A 17,176-nucleotide genomic window follows, 5' to 3' on the forward strand; every position below is an offset into this window, starting at 1 on the left:
TATTCTGGAACCATGTCTGAACTCTTTCGCGCCAGCATCGCCGACCCGGGAATGCCCGGCGGCGGAACGTCCACCCTCGACCGAGAGCTCGAAGAGCTGCTCAACCAGGAGTCGATCGAGCCCGGCGACCACGAGCGCTTCTCGCACTACGTGAAGAAGGAGAAGATCCTGCAGTCGGCGCTGACCGGCAAGCCCGTCCGGGCGCTCTGCGGCAAGAAGTGGACCCCGGGCCGCGACCCGGAGAAGTTCCCCGTCTGCCCGAGCTGCAAAGAGATCTACGAGAAGATGAAGTCCGAATAGGTCACGCGCTTCCTCGCACTGCGCCACTTCGTCGGCATCCGCACCACCTGATGTGGCTCGGATGCCGACCAACTGGCGCACGGCGCGGGCGCCGACCGGCTGGCTGCCCCCGCCCGGCTCACCGCGGCCACGCCGTGGCGCCCTGGGGGGTCCTGGCGCGGAATGGAGCGCGCTGCGCCACTTCGTCGGCCTGCGCGCCAGAGGATGCGGCGCGGAGGCCGACCAAGTGGCGCAGGGCGCGGGCGCCGCGGGGTGGCGCCCGCGGGGCGGGGCGCGCGGCCCAGGGGGGCCTAGCGGAAGACGGTGGGGATGACGGGGTCGCCCTGCCCGAGGCGGAATGCCTGGATCGGCAGCTCCTGCATCACGGCGGCGCGGTGCTCGCGGGCCAGCAGCGTGCCCGCGTGGCCGAGGTAGCGCTCCTCCGGAACGCCGTTGTGCACGAGCTGCACCAGCAGCTCGCGCTGGTTCTCGCCCGGCGCACCGGCCGGGGTGTCGACGCCGCTGCCCTGCACGTCGACGATCTCCTCGCGCGCGGTGCGGGTGGCATCCAGCCGCCGGAAGGCGCGCTTGCGGCCACCGACGCTCACCTTCTGGGCGCTGGCCTTGGCCACCGGGATCCAGTCCTCGCCCTGGTCGCCCTTGTGCGCGACGAGCTTGTAGACCATGCCGGCCGCCGGCGCGCCCGAGCCGGTGACGACCGAGGTGCCGACGCCGTAACCGTCGACGGGGGAGCCGGAGAGGCCCGCGATGGTGTGCTCGTCGAGGTCGCTGGTGACGGTGATGCGCGTGTTGACGGCGCCGAGGCTGTCCAGCTGCTCGCGCACGGCGGCCACCACCGTCGGCAGGTCGCCCGAGTCGATGCGCACGGCGCCGAGCCCGGTGCCGGCGACGGCGACGGCCAGCTCCACGCCCGCGTGGATGTCGTAGGTGTCCACCAGGAGGGTGGTCCCGGGACCGAATGCCGCCACCTGGGCGCGGAAGGCGTCCTCCTCGCTGTCGTGCAGCAGGGTGAAGGAGTGCGCGGCGGTGCCCATCGTCGGCAGGCCCCAGCGGCGGCCGGCCTCCAGGTTGCTGGTCGCGTCGAAGCCGGCGATGTAGGCGGCGCGGGCCGCCGCGACGGCGGACTGCTCGCCGGTGCGGCGCGAGCCCATCTCGGCGATCGGGCGGCCGAGGGCGACGGAGACCATGCGGGCGGCGGCGCTGGCCACCGAGGTGTCGTAGTTCAGCACGCTGAGGATCAGCGTCTCGAGGATGACGCCCTCGGCGAAGCTCGACTCCACGGTCAGCAGGGGAGAGCCGGGGAAGTACACCTCGCCCTCCCGGTAGCCCCAGATCTCGCCGCTGAAGCGGTAGTCGGCGAGCCAATCCAGGGTGCCCTGGCGCACCACGTTGTTGTCGCGGAGCCAGTCGAGCTCGGCATCCTCGAAGCGGAATGCCTGGATCAGCTCCAGCAGGCGGCCGGTGCCGGCGACGATGCCGTAGCGGCGCCCGTTCGGCAGCCGGCGGGCGAACGCCTCGAACAGGCAGGCCCTGTCGGCGGTTCCGCTCTGCATGGCCGCATCGACCATGGTGAGTTCGTAGCGGTCAGTCAGGAGTGCGGAGCTGGTCACGCAGGCCAGCCTAGTAGGGTTGATTGACGTGACTGATGCACCGATTGGGATCTTCGACTCCGGCGTTGGCGGTTTGACCGTCGCCCGGGCCGTGAAGGATCAACTGCCGAACGAGTCGATTCTCTACATCGGTGACCTCGCCCACTCGCCGTACGGCCCGAAGAAGATCGCCGCCGTGCGCGGCTACGCCCTCGAGGTGCTCGACGATCTGGTCGACCAGGGCGTGAAGATGCTCGTCATCGCCTGCAACACCGCCTCCTCCGCGATGCTCCGCGACGCCAGGGAGCGCTACAGCGTGCCCGTGATCGAGGTGATCCAGCCGGCCGTGCGCCGCGCCGTCGTCAGCACCCGCAACAACCGGGTCGGCGTCATCGGCACGGCGGGGACCATCGCGTCCCGCGCCTACAACGACGCCTTCGCCGCGGCACCCACCCTCGAGCTGTTCAGCCAGGCCTGCCCGCGCTTCGTGGAGTTCGTGGAGTCCGGCGTGACCACCGGCGCCGAGGTGCTCGCGACGGCGGAGGAGTACCTCGCCCCGTTGAAGGCGGCGGATGTCGACACCCTCGTGCTCGGCTGCACCCACTACCCGTTCCTCAAGGGCGCCATCAGCTATGTGATGGGCGAGGACGTCACGCTCGTCTCCAGCGACACCGAGACCGCCAAAGACGTCTACCGCACCCTCGTCGGCCAGGGCCTCGAGCGCACGGCCCCCGGCGCCCCCAGCTACCGCTACGAGGCGACAGGCGAGAGCACCAGCGCCTTCCTCGACCTCGCCCACCGCCTCATCGGGCCCGACATCTCGACCGTCGAGCTCACCAGCGTTCCCCCCGCCACCAGCGCGAAAACCCACTAGGAGACACCGTGACCACTCTGAACAGCTCCGACCTCGTCCGCGTCGACGGCCGATCCGTCAGCGACCTGCGCCCCGTCACGATCGAGCGCGGCTGGAGCGATCAGGCCGAGGGCAGCGCGCTGATCTCGTTCGGCCGCACCAAGGTTCTCTGCACCGCCTCGTTCACCAACGGCGTGCCCCGCTGGATGGCCGGCAAGGGCAAGGGCTGGGTCACCGCCGAGTACTCGATGCTGCCGCGCAGCACGAACTCGCGCATGGACCGCGAGTCGGTCAAGGGCAAGATCGGCGGCCGCACCCACGAGATCAGCCGGCTGATCGGCCGGAGCCTCCGCGCCGTCGTCGACATGAAGGCCCTCGGCGAGAACACCATCGTCATCGACTGCGACGTGCTGCAGGCCGACGGCGGCACCCGCACCGCCGCGATCACCGGCGCCTACGTCGCCCTCGCCGACGCCCTCGAGTGGGGCCGCGGCAAGAAGTTCCTCGCCCAGAAGGCGCAGCCGCTCATCGACAGCGTCGCCGCCGTCTCCGTCGGCATCATTGACGGCGAGCCCATGCTCGATCTGGCATACACCGAGGACGTCCGCGCGGAGACCGACATGAACGTCGTCGTCACGGGCCGCGGGCTCTTCGTCGAGGTGCAGGGAACGGCCGAGGCCGCCCCCTTCGACCGCCGCGAGCTGGACGCGCTGCTCGACCTCGCCGTCGGCGGCGCCGCGACGCTCACCGCGCTGCAGACCGCCGCGCTGGCGACCTCGCTCGAGGCCGCGCGCGCATGAGCATCGAGTTCGTGCTCGCCACGCACAACCAGCACAAGGTGGAGGAGTTCCAGCGGATCCTCGCCGAGGTGTTGCCGGATGCCGTCGTGCACGCCTACGACGGGCCGGAGCCCGTCGAGGACGGCACCACCTTCGCCGCGAACGCGCTCATCAAGGCGCGGACGGCGGCCAGCCACACCGGCCTGATCGCCCTCGCCGACGACTCCGGCATCAGCGTCGACGTGATGGGCGGCGCGCCGGGCATCTTCTCCGCCCGCTGGGCGGGTGGGCACGGCGACAGCCTCGCCAACACGCAGCTGCTGCTGGACCAGCTGTCCGACATGCGCGCGCCGAACCGCGCCGCAGCCTTCCACTGCGCCATCGCACTCGTCATCCCCGGGAACGAGGACGGCGCCGGGGCGTTCGAGCATGTGGCATCCGGCGTCTGGCCGGGCACCCTGGCCACCGAGGTGTCCGGCGCGCACGGCTTCGGCTACGACCCGATCTTCATCCCGGAGGGCTCGGAGCTGACGGCCGCCGAGCTCGCGCCGGAGGTCAAGAACGCCACCAGCCACCGGGCCAGGGCGGTCGCCGCGCTGATCCCCGTGCTGCTGCAAGCTATTGAGAATGGCACTCATTCCTAACTAGGCATACGCGCTGGCGTGGCGCTCGCGCGCCCGCCTAGCGTGGAGCACATGGGACACGACCACAGCCACGCCGATCGCTCGACGAACCGCACCAGGCTGCTCGTCGCGATCGGCATCATCGGCGCGTTCCTGCTCGTCGAGGTCGTCGGCGCCCTGCTCAGCGGCTCGCTCTCGCTGCTGGCCGACGCCGGCCACATGTTCTCCGACCTCACCGGCCTGATCATCGCCCTCGTCGCGACGGTGATCGCGGCCCGGCCGGCGAATGACCGGCAGACCTACGGCTACCAGCGGGCCGAGGTGTTCGCCGCGCTGTTCAACGGCGTCGTGCTCACCGTCGTCGCCGTCGGGGTGAGCATCGAGGGCATCCGCCGGCTCATCGAGCCGGGCGGGCCGGAGGTGCAGGGCGGGACCATGCTGCTGGTCGCGGTGCTCGGGCTGGCCGCCAACATCGCCGCGATGTTCGTGCTGCGCGGGGGAGCGAAGGACTCGATCAACATGCGCGGCGCCTACCTGGAGGTGTTCGGCGACATGCTCGGCTCCGTCGCCGTCATCATCGCCGCCGTCGTGATCATGACGACCGGCTTCGAGAAGGCCGACGCCATCGCCTCCCTGGCGATCGCCGTCATGATCGCGCCACGCGCCTTCTCGCTGCTCCGGGACGTGCTGCGCGTGCTCAGCCAGGCCGTGCCGGCCGACACCAACGTGGCCGAGATCCGCGCGCACATCCTGCGCACGCCCGGCGTCGTCGACGTGCACGACGTGCACGTCTGGGCGATCACGACGGGCAGCCATGTGTTCAGCGCCCACGTGGTGGTGGAGCCGGAGGTGCTGAGCGGGGATGCCGGAGGCTGCCTGCTCGACGAGCTCAGCGAGTGCCTCGAGGAACACTTCGACGTGGCCCACTCAACCTTCCAGCTGGAGCCGGCCACCCACGCGGCGCACGAGGACCACTCGCACGCCTAGCTGCGCTGCCTAGGCCGGGTCCTTGCCGTTCAGCAGCTCGGGGTCGAGCGCCAGCGCGGCGGCCTCTTCGGCATCCGTGATCTTGTCCGCGCCGGCGGCCGTCGAGCGCTTGGCCTTGACCGAGGAGCTGATGTAGTGCCAGACGGTCGGGATCAGGGTGATCGTCACCGCACCGAGCAGGATCAGGTCGATGTAGGACTGCACGAAGTTGGCGATCGGCGGGATGTAGCCGAGCAGGAAGCCGAAGTAGGTCAGGCCGGCGCCCCAGATCAGCGCGCCGATGGCGTTGTAGAGCGAGTACTTCTTGTAGTTCATGTGGCCGACGCCGGCCGCGACGGGGGCGAAGGTGCGCACGATCGGCACGAAGCGGGCCAGGACGATCGCCAGGGCGCCGAAACGGTCGAAGAATGCGTTGGTCCTGCGCACGTTCTCGACGCTGAACAGCCCGGACTCCTTGCGCTCGAATACCTTCGGGCCGAGCTTGTGACCGATCAGATAGCCGACCTCGCCGCCGAGGAACGCGGCAAAACTGATCGCGAGGCAGACCCACCAGATCTCCACGCCGAACACGAGCGACGTGTGGGTGAGCAGGCCGGAGATGACGAGCAGCGTGTCCCCGGGAAGCAGGAAGCCGACCAGGAGGCCCGTCTCGGAGAAGACGATCGCGCACACCACGAGCAACGCCCACGGTCCGGCCGAGGAAATGATGACCTCAGGGTCGAGCCAGGGGATGAGAGCGGTATGGATCACGAGGTGAAGTCTAGCTTTCCGAGGGGTGCACCAACCGGTCCGCTGGCCAAGATCATCCCTCGGATGTAGATGTTCCCGGCGTCGCAGCGGCTGCGGCGCGCTCCGCTTTGTCAATCCGCCAAGCGCGGATGCCGGCGACGATGGAGGCGGTGATGACGATGCCCGCGATCACGTAGGAGCCGGCCTTCACCGCGGGGATGGATGCGGCGAAGTAGCCGATCAGCGTGATTCCGACGCCCCAGGCCAGCGCGCCGACGAGGTTGGCGGTGACGAAGCGCAGATACGCCATCCGGCCGACGCCGGCGATGACGGGGATGAACACACGACCCCACGGCACGAACCGGGCGATCACAACCGACCACCAACCGAAGGTGTGGTAGAACCACTCGGTCTTCGCGATGGCCTTCTGCGTGCGGGCGCCGCCGCGTTTGTCGAGGTAGGGCCTGCCGAACCGGCGTCCGAGCAGGAAGCCGACCTGGTCGCCGAGGAACGCGGCGATGCCGACGCCGATCGTGAGCACCCAGATGTCGACCCCGGATGCGCTCGCGGCGATCAGGCCAGCGGCGAAGAGGAGCGAGTCGCCGGTGACGAAGGGGACGAAGATCCCGAAGAACAGGGCGGTGCCGGCAAAGACCAGTCCCCAGACGATGAGGTAGAAGACGATCGCGCCGACATCACCCAGCAGTCCGACGAGGTCATCGCTGACGCTGGTGGTGATATGCACGACTACGCGGCGACGGCGGGCGTCTGCAGCTCGTCGAACAGCGCGCCGTTGAACTCGAAGGCGGCCAGCGCCTCCTCGACGACGGCTGCCGACTCCTCTTCGCTCAGCGGGAGGGCGTCGAGCTGCTCGCGGTACTCGCGCTTGAAGTGCACGTGGTTCTCGATGCCGTCGAAACGGTAGAAGGCGAGCTGCTCGTCGGTGGCGGCGTAGTGCCGGGCCACGAGGCGCGAGATGGCCTGGCCGCCGGAGAGGTCGCCGAGGTAGCGGGTGTAGTGGTGGGCGACGTAGCGCGGGGAGTCGGTGGCGACGAGCTCGCGCAGGCGGTCGGCGTAGCGCTGCGTGGAGGGCAGGGCCGGGTGGCTGCTGCGCCAGTCGGCTGCGCCGAGGGCGACGAGGTCGCTCTCGATCTCGGCGAGGCGGTTCAGGCGCACGTCGTAGATCGCGAAATCGGATTCGCTGGGGGTGCGCGACTCGAGGGCCTCGTAGACCCAGGCCATCTGCGCCAGGTAGCGGGTGTAGTCGGCCAGCGAGAGCTCGCCCTTCATCAGCTGCACGATGAAGGTGCGCGACTCGGTGGAGCGGTGCTGATCGTGCGTCTCGGTGCGCAGGCGCGCTCCCAAGGCGAGCGGGTCCTCTGAGACGACGGTTTCAGAGGCGTGCGACTCGGGCGAGATTAGCTTAGGCATACCTACACAATACCGAACGAGTGTGGTGATTGCTGACAGATTTCCGGGACTCCGATGTGGGCGGAGGGGTGCGGATTGCCCGAATCGCGCCATTTACATCGGTCGAAAGGGGGCGCACAGTTGTTTGTGCCCCTCGAACGTGGGGTATCACGATCGGGGAAGACGAAATGCGAGGATCCAGAACAGCCGCCGTGGTCGCCCTGGCGGGTGCGCTCCTGCTCTCCGGCTGCGCCACTGGCGGGGGTGCGAGCCCGACGCCGAGCGCCGACGCCTGCGCGGCCGTGCAATCCGCGACGCGCGATATCGCGAACGGCGCGCAAAACACGCTGGCCGCGGCGGGCACGCCGAGCGAGATCGAGGCCAAGCTCAAGGGCTACAGCGAGCGCATCCTGGCGCTGGCCGAGAGCGCAGACAACGCCGCCGTCGCCGATGCCCTGACGGCCGTCGACGAGAAGATTGCCGAGGCGTCCGCGTTCGTCGCCGGCCTGCCGACGAACGAGGCCGGCGAGATTGACGCCGCCGCGATCGTCGACCAGCAAACGGCGATCCAGGACGCCGCCAGTGCGGTCAAGGCCGCCTGCGGGTAGTGCGCCACGGCTGGCCGGGGCCGACGCTGTCCGCGCCGACCGGTGGTGCGGGAGAAGGGACTTGAACCCTCACGCTCGAAAGCACAGGAACCTAAATCCTGCGTGTCTGCCAATTTCACCACTCCCGCGAGTGCCTCCCCAGCTTAGGTGGAAGAGGGGCCTGTGGATAACTTCTGCGCGGCCGGGGCAAATGGAGCATCATGGTCGGCATGAGCGACGCCGTGCGCATGATCACCGAGCAGGTGCGGTTGCGCGTGCGTCGGGAGAGCGTCGATCTGGCCGCCGATGCGGCCCTCGCCGAGAGTTATGTGCGCGATGAGGTGCAGCGTTACAGCGAGCGGGCCCTCGGCAGTGCGCTGCCGCTCATCCACGACGAGGAGCAGGCCGCGCGCGAGGCCGTCGCCTCGCTGACCGGGTTCGGCGCGCTGCAGCCCTACCTCGACGACCCGGAGATTGAAGAGGTGTGGGTGAACTCGCCGACCCGCGTCTTCGTGGCCAGGGCCGGCGTGCCGGAGCTGACCACCACGGTGTTGGCGGAGCGGGAGGTGCGGGAGCTGGTCGAGCGGATGCTGCAGAGCTCTGGGCGACGGGTCGACCTGAGCTCGCCGTTCGTCGACGCCTCCCTGCCGGACGGCAGCCGGTTGCACGTCGTCATCCCCGACGTCACGGCCCGGTTCTGGTCGCTGAACATCCGCAAGTTCAGCCGCCGCATCCGCAGCCTCAACCAGCTGGTCGCCGCCGGCTCGCTCAACCGGCAGGCGGCCGAGTTCCTGCGCATGTGCGTGCTGGCCGGGCAGAACATCCTCGTCTCCGGGGCGACGCAGGCCGGCAAGACGACGATGCTGAACGCGTTGATCGGGGCGGCCAGGGAGCGCGAGCGGATCGTGACCGTCGAGGAGACCTTCGAGCTCGACCTCCGCGCCCGGGACGTGGTCGCCATGCAGTGCAGGCAGCCCAGCCTGGAGGGCACCGGCGAGATCACGCTGCGCCGGCTGATCAAGGAGGCGCTGCGGATGCGGCCGGACCGGCTCGTCGTCGGGGAGGTGCGCGAGGCGGAGAGCCTCGACCTGCTCATCGCCCTGAACAGCGGAGTGCCCGGCGCCTGCTCGATCCACGCCAACTCCGGGCGGGACGCCCTGGTCAAGCTCTGCACGCTGCCGCTGCTGGCTGGGCGCAACATCGACTCCTCGTTCGTGCTGCCGACGGTGGCCAGCTGCGTCGACATCGTGGTGCACTGCGAGATGGACAGGCACGGTCGGCGCCGGCTCGCCGAGGTCCTCGCCGTGACGGGGCAGGTGCGCGATGGGCAGGTCGAGGCGGAGGCCCTGTTTGAGCGGCGCGCGGGCGAGCTCTGGGCCCCCGGCGTCCAGCCAGCGAAGCTCGAGAAGTTTCGCGCGGCCGGGTTCGACCCGGCCGTCGTGCTCGGGGCGGTGCCGGCATGAGCCCGCTGCTGAACACGCTGCTCGGGGCCGCGCTCGGGGCCGGGCTGCTGTTGGCGCTCGCCCCACTGTTCTGGCCGGCCGGGCGGGTCAGGCAGCCGGCGGGGCCCACGGCCGGTGCGGCATCCGGGCCCCGCGCCGCGGCAGCCCGCCTGCTCGCGCAGGCCGGCCTCCGCGGGGTGCCGCCGCTCGCCCTCGCCGCGCTCTCCGTCGCCCTCGGCGTCATCGCCGCCGGGCTCGCCCAGGCCCTCCTCGGCATCACCGCGCTCGCCATGGTGTGCGGGGCCGCAGCACTGCTGCTGCCCCTGGTGCTGGTGCGCTGGCGGGCGGCGGCCCGCCGCAGCGCGAATCGCGAGGTCTGGCCGGATGTCGTCGACCATCTGGTCTCGGCTGTGCGCTCTGGCCTCTCACTGCCGGACTCGGTGAGCAGCCTCGCCCGGGTGGGGCCGCCGAGCACGCGCGCGCCGTTCGCCGATTTCGAGCGCGACTACCGGTCGAGCGCGAACTTCGGCCAGAGCGTCGAGCGGTTGAAGGACGCGCTCGCCGACCCCGTCGCCGACCGGATCCTGGAGACATTGAAGATGGCCCGCGAGGTCGGCGGCACCGAGCTGACCGGTGTGCTGCGCAGCCTCGCCGGCTACCTGCGCGAGGACGCGGCGGTGCGCGCGGAGCTGCGGGCGCGGCAGGGCTGGGTCGTCAACGCGGCCCGGCTCGGCGTCGCTGCGCCCTGGATCGTGCTGATGCTGCTCGCCTCGCGCCCCGAGGCGGCCCGCGCCTATGACACCCCGGCCGGCTCGGTGCTGATCCTCGGCGGGCTGCTCCTCTCCGTCGTGGCGTACCGGGTCATGCTGCGCCTCGGCCGGCTGCCAGAGGAACAGCGGTGGTTCCGATGAGCCCCGCCGGCGGCTGGGCGCTCGTGTTGGGCTGCACCCTCGGACTCGGGCTGTGGTCGCTCGTCGCGCTGACACCGCGGCTCCGCCGGGCGCGCCTGATCGACCGGGTCGCGCCGTACCTGAGTGACGTCTCGGAAGCCGCGCGGGAGCGGGCAGGTCGGCACACCGTCGACCCGCTGCCCGTGCTCGGCACGCTGTTCGCCCCCGCCGCGGCCCGGGCGGCCGCCGTCCTCGGAGACGTGCTCGGCGGCTCCGAGCTGTTGGCCCGGCGGCTCCGCCAGGCCGGGTCGGGCCGCAGCGTGGTGCAGTTCCGCACCGAGCAGCTGCTCGCCGCCGTGCTCGGCCTGGCCGTGGGGCTCACCGTCACGATCCTCGGCTCGGCCCTCGGCACGCTGTCCCCGCTCGCACAGGTCGCCCTGCCGCCGACGGCGTTCCTCGTGGGCGGAGCGCTGCCGGAGCTGGTGCTGCGCCGGCGTGCTCGGGCGCGGCTGCGCCGGATCGAGGCCGAGCTGCCGCTGCTGCTCGAGTTCCTGTCGTTGAGCCTGTCGGCCGGAGAGGGCCTGCAGGACGCCCTCGCGCGTGTCTCCCGGGCCAGCTCCGGCGAGCTCGCCGCCGAGTTCGGCGTCGTCGTCGCCCGGGTGCACACCGGCATCCCGCTCACCCGAGCCCTGCACGAGCTTGCCGCCGAGCTGCGCATCACCGCACTCGCGCGCTGTGTGGACCAGATGATCGCGGTGCTCGAGCGCGGCACCCCGCTGGCCGAGGTGCTGCGCGCGCAGGCGAGCGACGCGCGCGGGGTCGCCAAGCGGGAGCTGTTGGAGAGCGGCGGCAAGAAGGAGGTACTGATGCTGGTGCCGCTGATCTTCCTGATCTTGCCGCTCACCGTCATCTTCGCCATCTTCCCTGGGGTGCTCGTGCTCCAGGCCGGGTTCTGAACAGGAAGGAAGACAACCATGTCCCGAATCACAGGAATGGCGCGGCTGCGCGAGGAGGAGCGCGGCGACGTGCCCGGCTGGGTTCTGATCTCGCTGATGACGGCCGGGCTGGTGGTGTTGATCTGGGGCCTGGCCGGCACGGCGCTTGCGCAGGTCTTCGATCAGGCCATCCAGCGCGTCCTCAGCTTCTGACACCGTGCGGCCCCGCGGCGCGGTACGGGACGAGCGCGGCAGCGCGCTCGCCGAGTTCACGATGGTCGCCGCCCTGCTCACCCTGCTCTGCCTGGCCGTCGTGCAGCTCGCCTTGGCCCTGCATGTCCGCAACACGGTGCAGGATGCCGCAGCGGAGGGGGCCCGGATGGCGGCCCTGGCCGGGGCGACGCTGGACGACGGCCTCCAGCGCACCCGCGAGCTGATCACTCTCGGCATCGGCGCGGGCTATGCCGGCAACGTGACGGCCGGCTACACCGAGGTGGCCGAGCTGCGCAGCACAGAGGTGCGCGTCGTCGCCCCGCTGCCGCTGATCGGCCTATTCGGGATCGCGTCGGGGCTGGAGGTGACCGGGCATGCGGCCGTGGAGCTTCCGGACTGAGCGCGGCTCGGCCTCGCTCGAGTTCCTCACCGTCGGCCTGATCCTGATGGTTCCACTGGTGTACCTCGTGCTCGCCGTCTCCGCGCTGCAAGCGGGCGCGCTCGCCGCGGAGGGAGCCGCACGGCAGGCCGCCCGCGCCTTCGTCCAGGCGGCGAACGAGGAGGCCGGGCAGGCCGCGGCCGGGCGTGCGCTCGCCGTGACCCTCGCCGACTACGGGCTCCCCACCGAGACCAGCACGCTGGAGTTCGACTGCGGAGACGGCCAGCCGCGCTGCCTGGTGCGCGGGGAGGTCGTCACGGTCAGTGTGCGCGTCACCGTGGCGCTGCCGCTCGTGCCGGATGTGCTCGGGCTGCAGCAGAGCGCGAGCGTACCACTGGCGGCATCCGCCACCCAACGGGTGTCGACGTTCTGGGGAGCAGCGCCGTGACCGGGGTGCTGAGAGGGAGGCTGCGCGGGGAGGAGGGCTCGAGCCTGGTGCTCACCGTCTTCTACGGCGCCTTCGCGCTCGCCCTGATCCTGATCGTCGTCGCCGCGACCTCGCTGTCGCTGGAGCGGAAGCGGCTGCTCAGCGTCGCCGACGGCGCCGCGCTCGCCGGGGCGGAGGCGTTCGAGCTCGGCGCGGTGCAGCCGGGCCCCGACGGGCTCACCGTCACCGTGCGCGACGCCGATGTGCGGGCGGCGGCGCTGGAGCACCTGGGCGCGGTTCCGCACGGCTCGCTGGAGGACCTGCGGCTCGAGCACGCGGGCACGCCGGATGGCGCCTCGGCTGTGGTCACGCTGAGCGCCTGGTGGCGGCCGCCGGTGCTCAGCGTGTTCGTGCCGGCCGGCATCCGCCTCGAGGCCAGCTCGACGGCGCGCTCGGTGTTCCGCTGACCGGGCCGGGGCAGGGCGGGCGCCGAGATGGCAGGTGAACGTTTTCCCGGGCGCCGGGAAGACGTGCAGCTGTCATTTCGATGCAGCGGGCTTGGCAGGGTGTTCGGCGGGGCGTTTGGCGGTGCGCGGCAGGTAGCGGGGGATGTAGCGGGCGAGGATGCCGGCGCCGAAGAGCCCGGCCACCCCGGCGACGCCGCTGGCGAGGGCGAGGGTGGCGATGGCCGTGATGCCGGCCACCGCAAGCGGCGCCACGGCGGAGCCGAGGTCTCCGGCGAATCGCCAGGCGCCGAGGAACGGGGCCGGGTTGCTGCGCGGGGCGAGGTCGGCGCCGAGGGTCATCATGATGCCGCTGCCGATCCCGTTCGCGAGGGAGAGGAACATGGCCACGGCAATGAACCACGCCACATTGCTGGGCAGGTCGTGCGTGAAGGCGAGCACGAGCAGGCCGGAGCCGAGCCCGAGCATGGAGGGCAGCGCGCTCCACAGCCGCCCGTGCTTGTCCATGATCTGGCCGCTGACGTAGAACAGCGCGAAGTCGACGGCGCCGGCGATGCCGATGATCAGCGCCGTGTCCGCCTGCCCGATGCCGATGCTGACCGCCCAGAGCGGCATGATCACGAGGCGCGTCGCCCGCATCGCGCCGACCAGCCCGACGCCGGTGCCGAGCCGCAGCAGCACGCCGCGGTTCGCCCGGAGGGTGCGGAACAGCCCGTCGGCGCCCGCGGTGCCCGGCCGCCCCTGCGGGGCCCCGAAGGTGCTCGCCGGGTCGGGCAGGAGCAGCAGCACGGCGGTGGCCGCGAGGCAGCAGACGATGAACACCCAGAACACGGCCTGGGTGCCGCCGGTCAGGTGGATGACGCCGGCGGAGAGGAACGGGCCGACGAAGAAGCCGGCCCGGAACACGCCACCCAGGGTGGAGAGGGCGCGCGCCCGGTACTGGATCGGCACATAGCTGGTCAGGAACGCGTGCCGGGCCAGACCGAACACGGCCGTCGCGAGCCCGACGATGAACACGCCGATGCCGAGCACGAGGGCGTTCGGGGCGGCCAGGCAGATCAGCACGGCGATGACGGAGAGCAGCGCCGCCCAGATCATGGCTGTGCGCTCTCCGATGCGGGCGACGATCGCCCCGCTCGGGATGTCGCCGACGACGGTGCCGACCATGACGAGCGCGCCGAGCAGCCCGGCCAGGGCCAGGGAGGCGCCGAGGTCGTGGGCGACGAGGGGGATGAGCGGGATGATGGCGCCCTCGCCGATCGAGAACAGCAGAGTCGGCAGCAAGGCGGCGAGTGCGACACTGCGCATGGAGAACTGGGGCGCGGCATCAGACATGGTTCCTCGATGCTACTTCAGCCGCCGAGCGCGGCAGCCGCCCGACGTCTCGCGGAGTATTAGGCTGGTGCCGACATGATTGAGCTCGATATATCCGAACAGATTGCCGCCCTGCGGTCCACTTTTGGCGACATTCGCGCCGTGCTCGACGTGGACGCCATCACCGCCGACATCGCTCGCCTGAGTGAGGCGGCCGGTGCCCCCGACCTCTGGGACGACACCGACAACGCCCAGAAGGTGACCAGCGCGCTCAGCCACCGCCAGTCGGAGCTCGCCAAGATCACCAGCATCGGCAGCCGGCTGGACGACCTCGAGGTGCTCGTCGAGCTCGCCAACGAGGCCGGCGACGACGAGAGCGCCCAGGAGGCGCGCGCCGAACTGGCCAGCCTGCAGAAGCTGATGGGCGAGCTCGAGGTGCAGACGCTGCTCGACGGCGAGTTCGACCCGAGCCCGGCCGTCGTCACGATCCGCGCCGGCGCCGGCGGCGTCGACGCCGCCGACTTCGCCGAGATGCTGATGCGCATGTACCTGCGCTGGGCCGAGAAGCACAAGTACCCGGTGCGCGTGCTCGACACCAGCTACGCCGAGGAGGCCGGCATCAAGTCGACCACCTTCGAGGTCGACGCCCCCTACGCCTTCGGCACCCTGAGCGTGGAAGCCGGCACCCACCGCCTGGTGCGGATGTCGCCCTTCGGCGCCGCGGGCAAGCGCCAGACGAGCTTCGCCGCCGTCGAGGTGGTTCCGCTGATCGAGCAGGCCCAGTCGGTCGACGTGCCGGAGGCGGACATCCGCATCGACGTGTTCCGCTCCAGTGGCCCCGGCGGCCAGTCGGTGAACACGACCGACTCCGCCGTGCGCATCACCCACCTGCCGACCGGCATCGTCGTCAGCTGCCAGAACGAGAAGAGCCAGATCCAGAACCGCGCGGCCGCGCTGCGCGTTCTGCAGTCGCGCCTGCTCCTGCTGCAGCGCGAGCAGGAGGCCGCCACGAAGAAGGAGTTCGCCGGCAACATCACGGCCAGCTGGGGCGACCAGATGCGCAGCTACGTGCTCGCGCCGTACCAAATGGTCAAGGACCTGCGCACCGACTACGAGGTCAACAACCCGAGCAACGTGTTCGACGGCGACCTGGACGGGTTCATCTCCGCCGGCATCCGCTGGCGCAAGGGTGCCCACTAGTCCGAGCGTCACGCTTGCCGCCACTGTTCGACGCCAAGCTGAGACGTGGCGCGTCGTTGCGCCGTTTCTTCGCACCGCTGCCTAAGCTCGGAGGGTCATGATTCGCTTTGACCACGTCACCAAGAAATACCCGGGAACCTCACGGCCGGCGCTGAACGCGATCGACCTTGAGATTCTCCGGGGCGAATTCGTCTTCCTCATCGGCGCGTCAGGCTCGGGCAAATCCAGCTGCCTGCGGCTCGTGCTGAAAGAGGAGAAACCGAGCACCGGCAGCATCCACGTGCTCGGCCAAGACCTGGGAACAATCTCCAACCGCAAGATCCCGTACTTCCGGCGCAACCTCGGCGTCGTCTTCCAGGACTTCCGGCTGCTGCCGAACAAGACCGTCTACGACAACGTGGCGTTCACGCTGCAGGTCATCGGCAAGTCGCGCGGCTACATCCAGGAGGCCGTGCCGGACACGCTGAAGATGGTCGGCCTCGACGGCAAGGCCCAGCGCTACCCGCATGAGCTCTCCGGCGGTGAGCAGCAGCGTGTCGCCATCGCCCGCGCCATCGTGAACAAGCCGCAGGTGCTGCTCGCCGACGAGCCGACGGGAAACCTCGACCCGACGACCAGCACCGGCATCATGACCCTGCTCGAGCGCATCAACGCCGGCGGAACCACGGTCATGATGGCCACGCACGAGGCGGCCATCGTCGACCAGATGCAGCGCCGCGTGATCGAGCTGAGCGCCGGAACCATCGTGCGCGATGAGCGCCACGGCGGCTACGCCACGAGCGCGGTGCCGATCCTGGCCGTCGGCCCCGAGTCCGTCGCCGCGGCCGCGCCCGCCACGAGCGCCGTGCCGACCAGCACCATGTCGCAGCCGCTCTACGTCGAGCCCGAGTTCAATGACGAGGTGACGGATGCCGCGGCCGCCGTCACTGCCGCGGCCCAGGCCGTGCAGCCGGCCCCCGCCGCGCCGCCCGCCCCGATGACGGGCAGCATGATCCGGCCGCTGCTGCCGGTGGCCAGGCACGAGGTGCCAGAACAACTGGGTCTCGCCGAGAAGCTGGGCCTCCGCGGCCCGGGCGAGAACAACGATCAGAGCAATGCACAAGAAGTGGGGCCGACGAAATGAGACTCGGTCTGGTACTCGGCGAGGCCGCCAACGGCCTGCGCCGCAACGCGTCGATGGTGGTCTCCGTCGTCCTCGTCACATTCATCTCGCTGACCTTCGTCGGCGTGGCCGTGCTCATGCAGATGCAGATCTCGCAGATGAAGAGCGTCTGGTACGACAAAGCGCAGGTCGCCGTCTACCTCTGCACCGACATCTCGCCGGGGGAGTCCTGCGCCGGCGGTGAGGCGACCCAGGAGCAGATCGACGCGGTCGAGGCGCAGCTGGACTCCGCCGTGCTCTCGCCCTTCATCGACAAGTGGTTCTTCGAGTCGCACGAGGAGGCGTTCAAGAACTTCCAGAAGCAGTTCGAGGGCAACCCCGTCACCGAGTACGTCACGGCCGACCAGCTCAACCAGACGTTCTGGGTGAACCTGATCGACCCGTCCAACGCCGCCGTGCTCTCCGAGAGCCTCGGCACGATGCCGGGCGTGGAGACCGTCACCGACCAGCGGCGCTATCTCGACCAGATCTTCTCGGTGCTGAATGCGGCCAGTTACACCGCCATCGGCATCGCGGCGCTCATGCTGATCGCCGCCGTGCTGCTGATCGCCACCACCATCCGGCTCTCGGCGTTCTCCCGGCGGCGGGAGATCGGCATCATGCGCCTGGTTGGAGCGTCGAACCGGTTCATCCAGACGCCGTTCGTGCTGGAGGGCGTCTTCGCCGCCCTGCTCGGCTCCCTGCTGGCCGGCGGCGCGGTGGTGGGCATCGTTCACTTCTTCGTGCAGGGCTACCTCGGCAGCGCGATGCAGTTCACCAGCTTCGTCGACGTCAAGGACGCCCTCGTGGTGGTGCCGATCCTGCTCGTCGTCGGCGCCGTGCTTGCCGCCTTCTCGGCCAACTTCGCCATCTCCAGGTATCTGAAGGTCTAGTGCCCAGCGCTCTCCGGCGGT

The 17,176-nt window shown here is 70.4% G+C and carries 21 protein-coding genes and 1 tRNA gene; 16 read left to right on the forward strand and 6 right to left on the reverse strand.

Annotation, left to right across the window (positions count from 1 at the left end; all coding sequences use genetic code 11):
- The first annotated feature begins 12 nt into the window (after positions 1-12).
- Complete coding sequence (locus tag BLT62_RS07095; protein ID WP_067226682.1) at positions 13-300, forward strand: DUF3039 domain-containing protein; 288 nt, start codon at positions 13-15, stop codon at positions 298-300.
- 290 nt (positions 301-590) lie between these two features.
- Here BLT62_RS07095 and BLT62_RS07100 read toward each other — a convergent pair whose 3' ends face one another.
- Positions 591-1,910 (reverse strand): nicotinate phosphoribosyltransferase, encoded by a 1,320-nt coding sequence (locus tag BLT62_RS07100; RefSeq protein WP_172829654.1) that lies wholly within the window; start codon positions 1,908-1,910, stop codon positions 591-593.
- A gap of 28 nt (positions 1,911-1,938) precedes the next feature.
- Between BLT62_RS07100 and murI the strand changes: the two genes are divergently transcribed.
- Genes murI through BLT62_RS07120 form a run of 4 tightly spaced genes read left to right on the forward strand, consistent with a single transcriptional unit; the run spans position 1,939 to position 5,131 of the window.
- On the forward strand, positions 1,939-2,763 hold the full coding sequence (murI, locus tag BLT62_RS07105; protein WP_083365357.1) for a glutamate racemase: 825 nt from the start codon (positions 1,939-1,941) through the stop codon (positions 2,761-2,763).
- An 8-nt stretch (positions 2,764-2,771) separates the two neighbouring features.
- Positions 2,772-3,542, forward strand: a complete 771-nt coding sequence (gene rph / locus BLT62_RS07110; RefSeq protein WP_231919383.1) for a ribonuclease PH — start codon at positions 2,772-2,774, stop codon at positions 3,540-3,542.
- Positions 3,539-4,165: an RdgB/HAM1 family non-canonical purine NTP pyrophosphatase gene (gene rdgB / locus BLT62_RS07115; RefSeq protein ID WP_083363429.1), complete on the forward strand. Its 627-nt coding sequence runs from the start codon at positions 3,539-3,541 to the stop codon at positions 4,163-4,165. The genes rph and rdgB overlap by 4 nt, the downstream gene beginning before the upstream one ends.
- A 51-nt stretch (positions 4,166-4,216) precedes the next feature.
- On the forward strand, positions 4,217-5,131 hold the full coding sequence (locus BLT62_RS07120) for a cation diffusion facilitator family transporter (protein WP_083363430.1): 915 nt from the start codon (positions 4,217-4,219) through the stop codon (positions 5,129-5,131).
- Positions 5,132-5,140: 9 nt separating this feature from the next.
- Here the strand turns inward: BLT62_RS07120 and BLT62_RS07125 are convergent, their stop codons facing one another.
- From BLT62_RS07125 to BLT62_RS07135, 3 genes are read right to left on the reverse strand one after another with little or no spacing between them, the layout of a single operon-like run.
- Positions 5,141-5,878, reverse strand: coding sequence for a DedA family protein (locus BLT62_RS07125; RefSeq protein ID WP_172829771.1), 738 nt, complete (start codon positions 5,876-5,878; stop codon positions 5,141-5,143).
- A 55-nt stretch (positions 5,879-5,933) separates the two neighbouring features.
- On the reverse strand, positions 5,934-6,605 hold the full coding sequence (locus BLT62_RS07130; protein WP_231919384.1) for a DedA family protein: 672 nt from the start codon (positions 6,603-6,605) through the stop codon (positions 5,934-5,936).
- Between the two features lie 2 nt (positions 6,606-6,607).
- Complete coding sequence (locus tag BLT62_RS07135) at positions 6,608-7,291, reverse strand: biliverdin-producing heme oxygenase (RefSeq protein ID WP_172829655.1); 684 nt, start codon at positions 7,289-7,291, stop codon at positions 6,608-6,610.
- A gap of 167 nt (positions 7,292-7,458) precedes the next feature.
- On the opposite strand from BLT62_RS07135, the gene BLT62_RS07140 reads away from it, so the two are divergent.
- Complete coding sequence (locus BLT62_RS07140; protein ID WP_156786271.1) at positions 7,459-7,878, forward strand: hypothetical protein; 420 nt, start codon at positions 7,459-7,461, stop codon at positions 7,876-7,878.
- A 43-nt stretch (positions 7,879-7,921) separates the two neighbouring features.
- Here BLT62_RS07140 and BLT62_RS07145 read toward each other — a convergent pair.
- A tRNA-Leu gene (locus BLT62_RS07145) sits at positions 7,922-8,006 on the reverse strand.
- 81 nt (positions 8,007-8,087) lie between these two features.
- On the opposite strand from BLT62_RS07145, the gene BLT62_RS07150 reads away from it, so the two are divergent.
- From BLT62_RS07150 to BLT62_RS07175, 7 genes are read left to right on the forward strand one after another with little or no spacing between them, the layout of a single operon-like run.
- Entirely contained in the window at positions 8,088-9,320 is a 1,233-nt protein-coding gene (locus BLT62_RS07150) for a CpaF family protein (protein WP_083365360.1), read from the forward strand.
- On the forward strand, positions 9,317-10,210 hold the full coding sequence (locus tag BLT62_RS07155) for a type II secretion system F family protein (RefSeq protein ID WP_231919385.1): 894 nt from the start codon (positions 9,317-9,319) through the stop codon (positions 10,208-10,210). The genes BLT62_RS07150 and BLT62_RS07155 overlap by 4 nt, the downstream gene beginning before the upstream one ends.
- Entirely contained in the window at positions 10,207-11,145 is a 939-nt protein-coding gene (locus BLT62_RS07160; RefSeq protein WP_083363434.1) for a type II secretion system F family protein, read from the forward strand. The genes BLT62_RS07155 and BLT62_RS07160 overlap by 4 nt, the downstream gene beginning before the upstream one ends.
- Before the next feature lie 18 nt (positions 11,146-11,163).
- Complete coding sequence (locus BLT62_RS17850; RefSeq protein ID WP_162842935.1) at positions 11,164-11,337, forward strand: hypothetical protein; 174 nt, start codon at positions 11,164-11,166, stop codon at positions 11,335-11,337.
- Positions 11,338-11,341: 4 nt separating this feature from the next.
- Positions 11,342-11,737 (forward strand): TadE/TadG family type IV pilus assembly protein, encoded by a 396-nt coding sequence (locus tag BLT62_RS07165; protein ID WP_083363435.1) that lies wholly within the window; start codon positions 11,342-11,344, stop codon positions 11,735-11,737.
- Positions 11,712-12,164 carry a hypothetical protein gene (locus tag BLT62_RS07170; protein ID WP_083363436.1) on the forward strand — a complete coding sequence of 151 codons (453 nt, stop codon included), beginning with the start codon at positions 11,712-11,714 and terminating at the stop codon, positions 12,162-12,164. The genes BLT62_RS07165 and BLT62_RS07170 overlap by 26 nt, the downstream gene beginning before the upstream one ends.
- On the forward strand, positions 12,161-12,610 hold the full coding sequence (locus tag BLT62_RS07175; protein WP_197675179.1) for a pilus assembly protein TadG-related protein: 450 nt from the start codon (positions 12,161-12,163) through the stop codon (positions 12,608-12,610). Before BLT62_RS07170 ends, BLT62_RS07175 begins: the two co-directional genes overlap by 4 nt.
- Positions 12,611-12,682: 72 nt before the next feature.
- Here BLT62_RS07175 and BLT62_RS07180 read toward each other — a convergent pair whose 3' ends face one another.
- On the reverse strand, positions 12,683-13,942 hold the full coding sequence (locus tag BLT62_RS07180) for an MFS transporter (protein ID WP_083363438.1): 1,260 nt from the start codon (positions 13,940-13,942) through the stop codon (positions 12,683-12,685).
- 75 nt (positions 13,943-14,017) lie between these two features.
- Here BLT62_RS07180 and prfB point away from each other — a divergent pair, with 75 nt between their 5' ends.
- The 3 genes from prfB to ftsX all read left to right on the forward strand — a co-directional run bounded on the left by prfB (position 14,018) and on the right by ftsX (position 17,155).
- Complete coding sequence (prfB, locus tag BLT62_RS07185) at positions 14,018-15,121, forward strand: peptide chain release factor 2 (protein ID WP_083363439.1); 1,104 nt, start codon at positions 14,018-14,020, stop codon at positions 15,119-15,121.
- Positions 15,122-15,218: 97 nt separating this feature from the next.
- Entirely contained in the window at positions 15,219-16,244 is a 1,026-nt protein-coding gene (gene ftsE / locus BLT62_RS07190) for a cell division ATP-binding protein FtsE (RefSeq protein WP_083363440.1), read from the forward strand.
- Positions 16,241-17,155: a permease-like cell division protein FtsX gene (gene ftsX / locus BLT62_RS07195; RefSeq protein WP_083363441.1), complete on the forward strand. Its 915-nt coding sequence runs from the start codon at positions 16,241-16,243 to the stop codon at positions 17,153-17,155. Before ftsE ends, ftsX begins: the two co-directional genes overlap by 4 nt.
- Positions 17,156-17,176: the final 21 nt, after the last annotated feature.

Origin of the sequence: Microterricola viridarii, from assembly GCF_900104895.1 — a bacterium.
In the GTDB taxonomy this organism is placed as follows: domain Bacteria; phylum Actinomycetota; class Actinomycetes; order Actinomycetales; family Microbacteriaceae; genus Microterricola; species Microterricola viridarii.

Coding starts and splice junctions, on each gene's coding strand:
- BLT62_RS07160 (WP_083363434.1), top strand. CDS start 10,207: ATGAGCCCCGCCGGCGGCTGGGCGCTCGTGTTGGGCTGCACCCTCGGA.
- BLT62_RS07140 (WP_156786271.1), top strand. CDS start 7,459: ATGCGAGGATCCAGAACAGCCGCCGTGGTCGCCCTGGCGGGTGCGCTC.
- BLT62_RS07135 (WP_172829655.1), bottom strand. CDS start 7,291: ATGCCTAAGCTAATCTCGCCCGAGTCGCACGCCTCTGAAACCGTCGTC.
- ftsE (WP_083363440.1), top strand. CDS start 15,219: ATGATTCGCTTTGACCACGTCACCAAGAAATACCCGGGAACCTCACGG.
- prfB (WP_083363439.1), top strand. CDS start 14,018: ATGATTGAGCTCGATATATCCGAACAGATTGCCGCCCTGCGGTCCACT.
- BLT62_RS17850 (WP_162842935.1), top strand. CDS start 11,164: ATGTCCCGAATCACAGGAATGGCGCGGCTGCGCGAGGAGGAGCGCGGC.
- BLT62_RS07120 (WP_083363430.1), top strand. CDS start 4,217: ATGGGACACGACCACAGCCACGCCGATCGCTCGACGAACCGCACCAGG.
- BLT62_RS07170 (WP_083363436.1), top strand. CDS start 11,712: ATGCGGCCGTGGAGCTTCCGGACTGAGCGCGGCTCGGCCTCGCTCGAG.
- BLT62_RS07150 (WP_083365360.1), top strand. CDS start 8,088: ATGAGCGACGCCGTGCGCATGATCACCGAGCAGGTGCGGTTGCGCGTG.
- BLT62_RS07095 (WP_067226682.1), top strand. CDS start 13: ATGTCTGAACTCTTTCGCGCCAGCATCGCCGACCCGGGAATGCCCGGC.
- rdgB (WP_083363429.1), top strand. CDS start 3,539: ATGAGCATCGAGTTCGTGCTCGCCACGCACAACCAGCACAAGGTGGAG.
- BLT62_RS07155 (WP_231919385.1), top strand. CDS start 9,317: ATGAGCCCGCTGCTGAACACGCTGCTCGGGGCCGCGCTCGGGGCCGGG.
- BLT62_RS07180 (WP_083363438.1), bottom strand. CDS start 13,942: ATGTCTGATGCCGCGCCCCAGTTCTCCATGCGCAGTGTCGCACTCGCC.
- ftsX (WP_083363441.1), top strand. CDS start 16,241: ATGAGACTCGGTCTGGTACTCGGCGAGGCCGCCAACGGCCTGCGCCGC.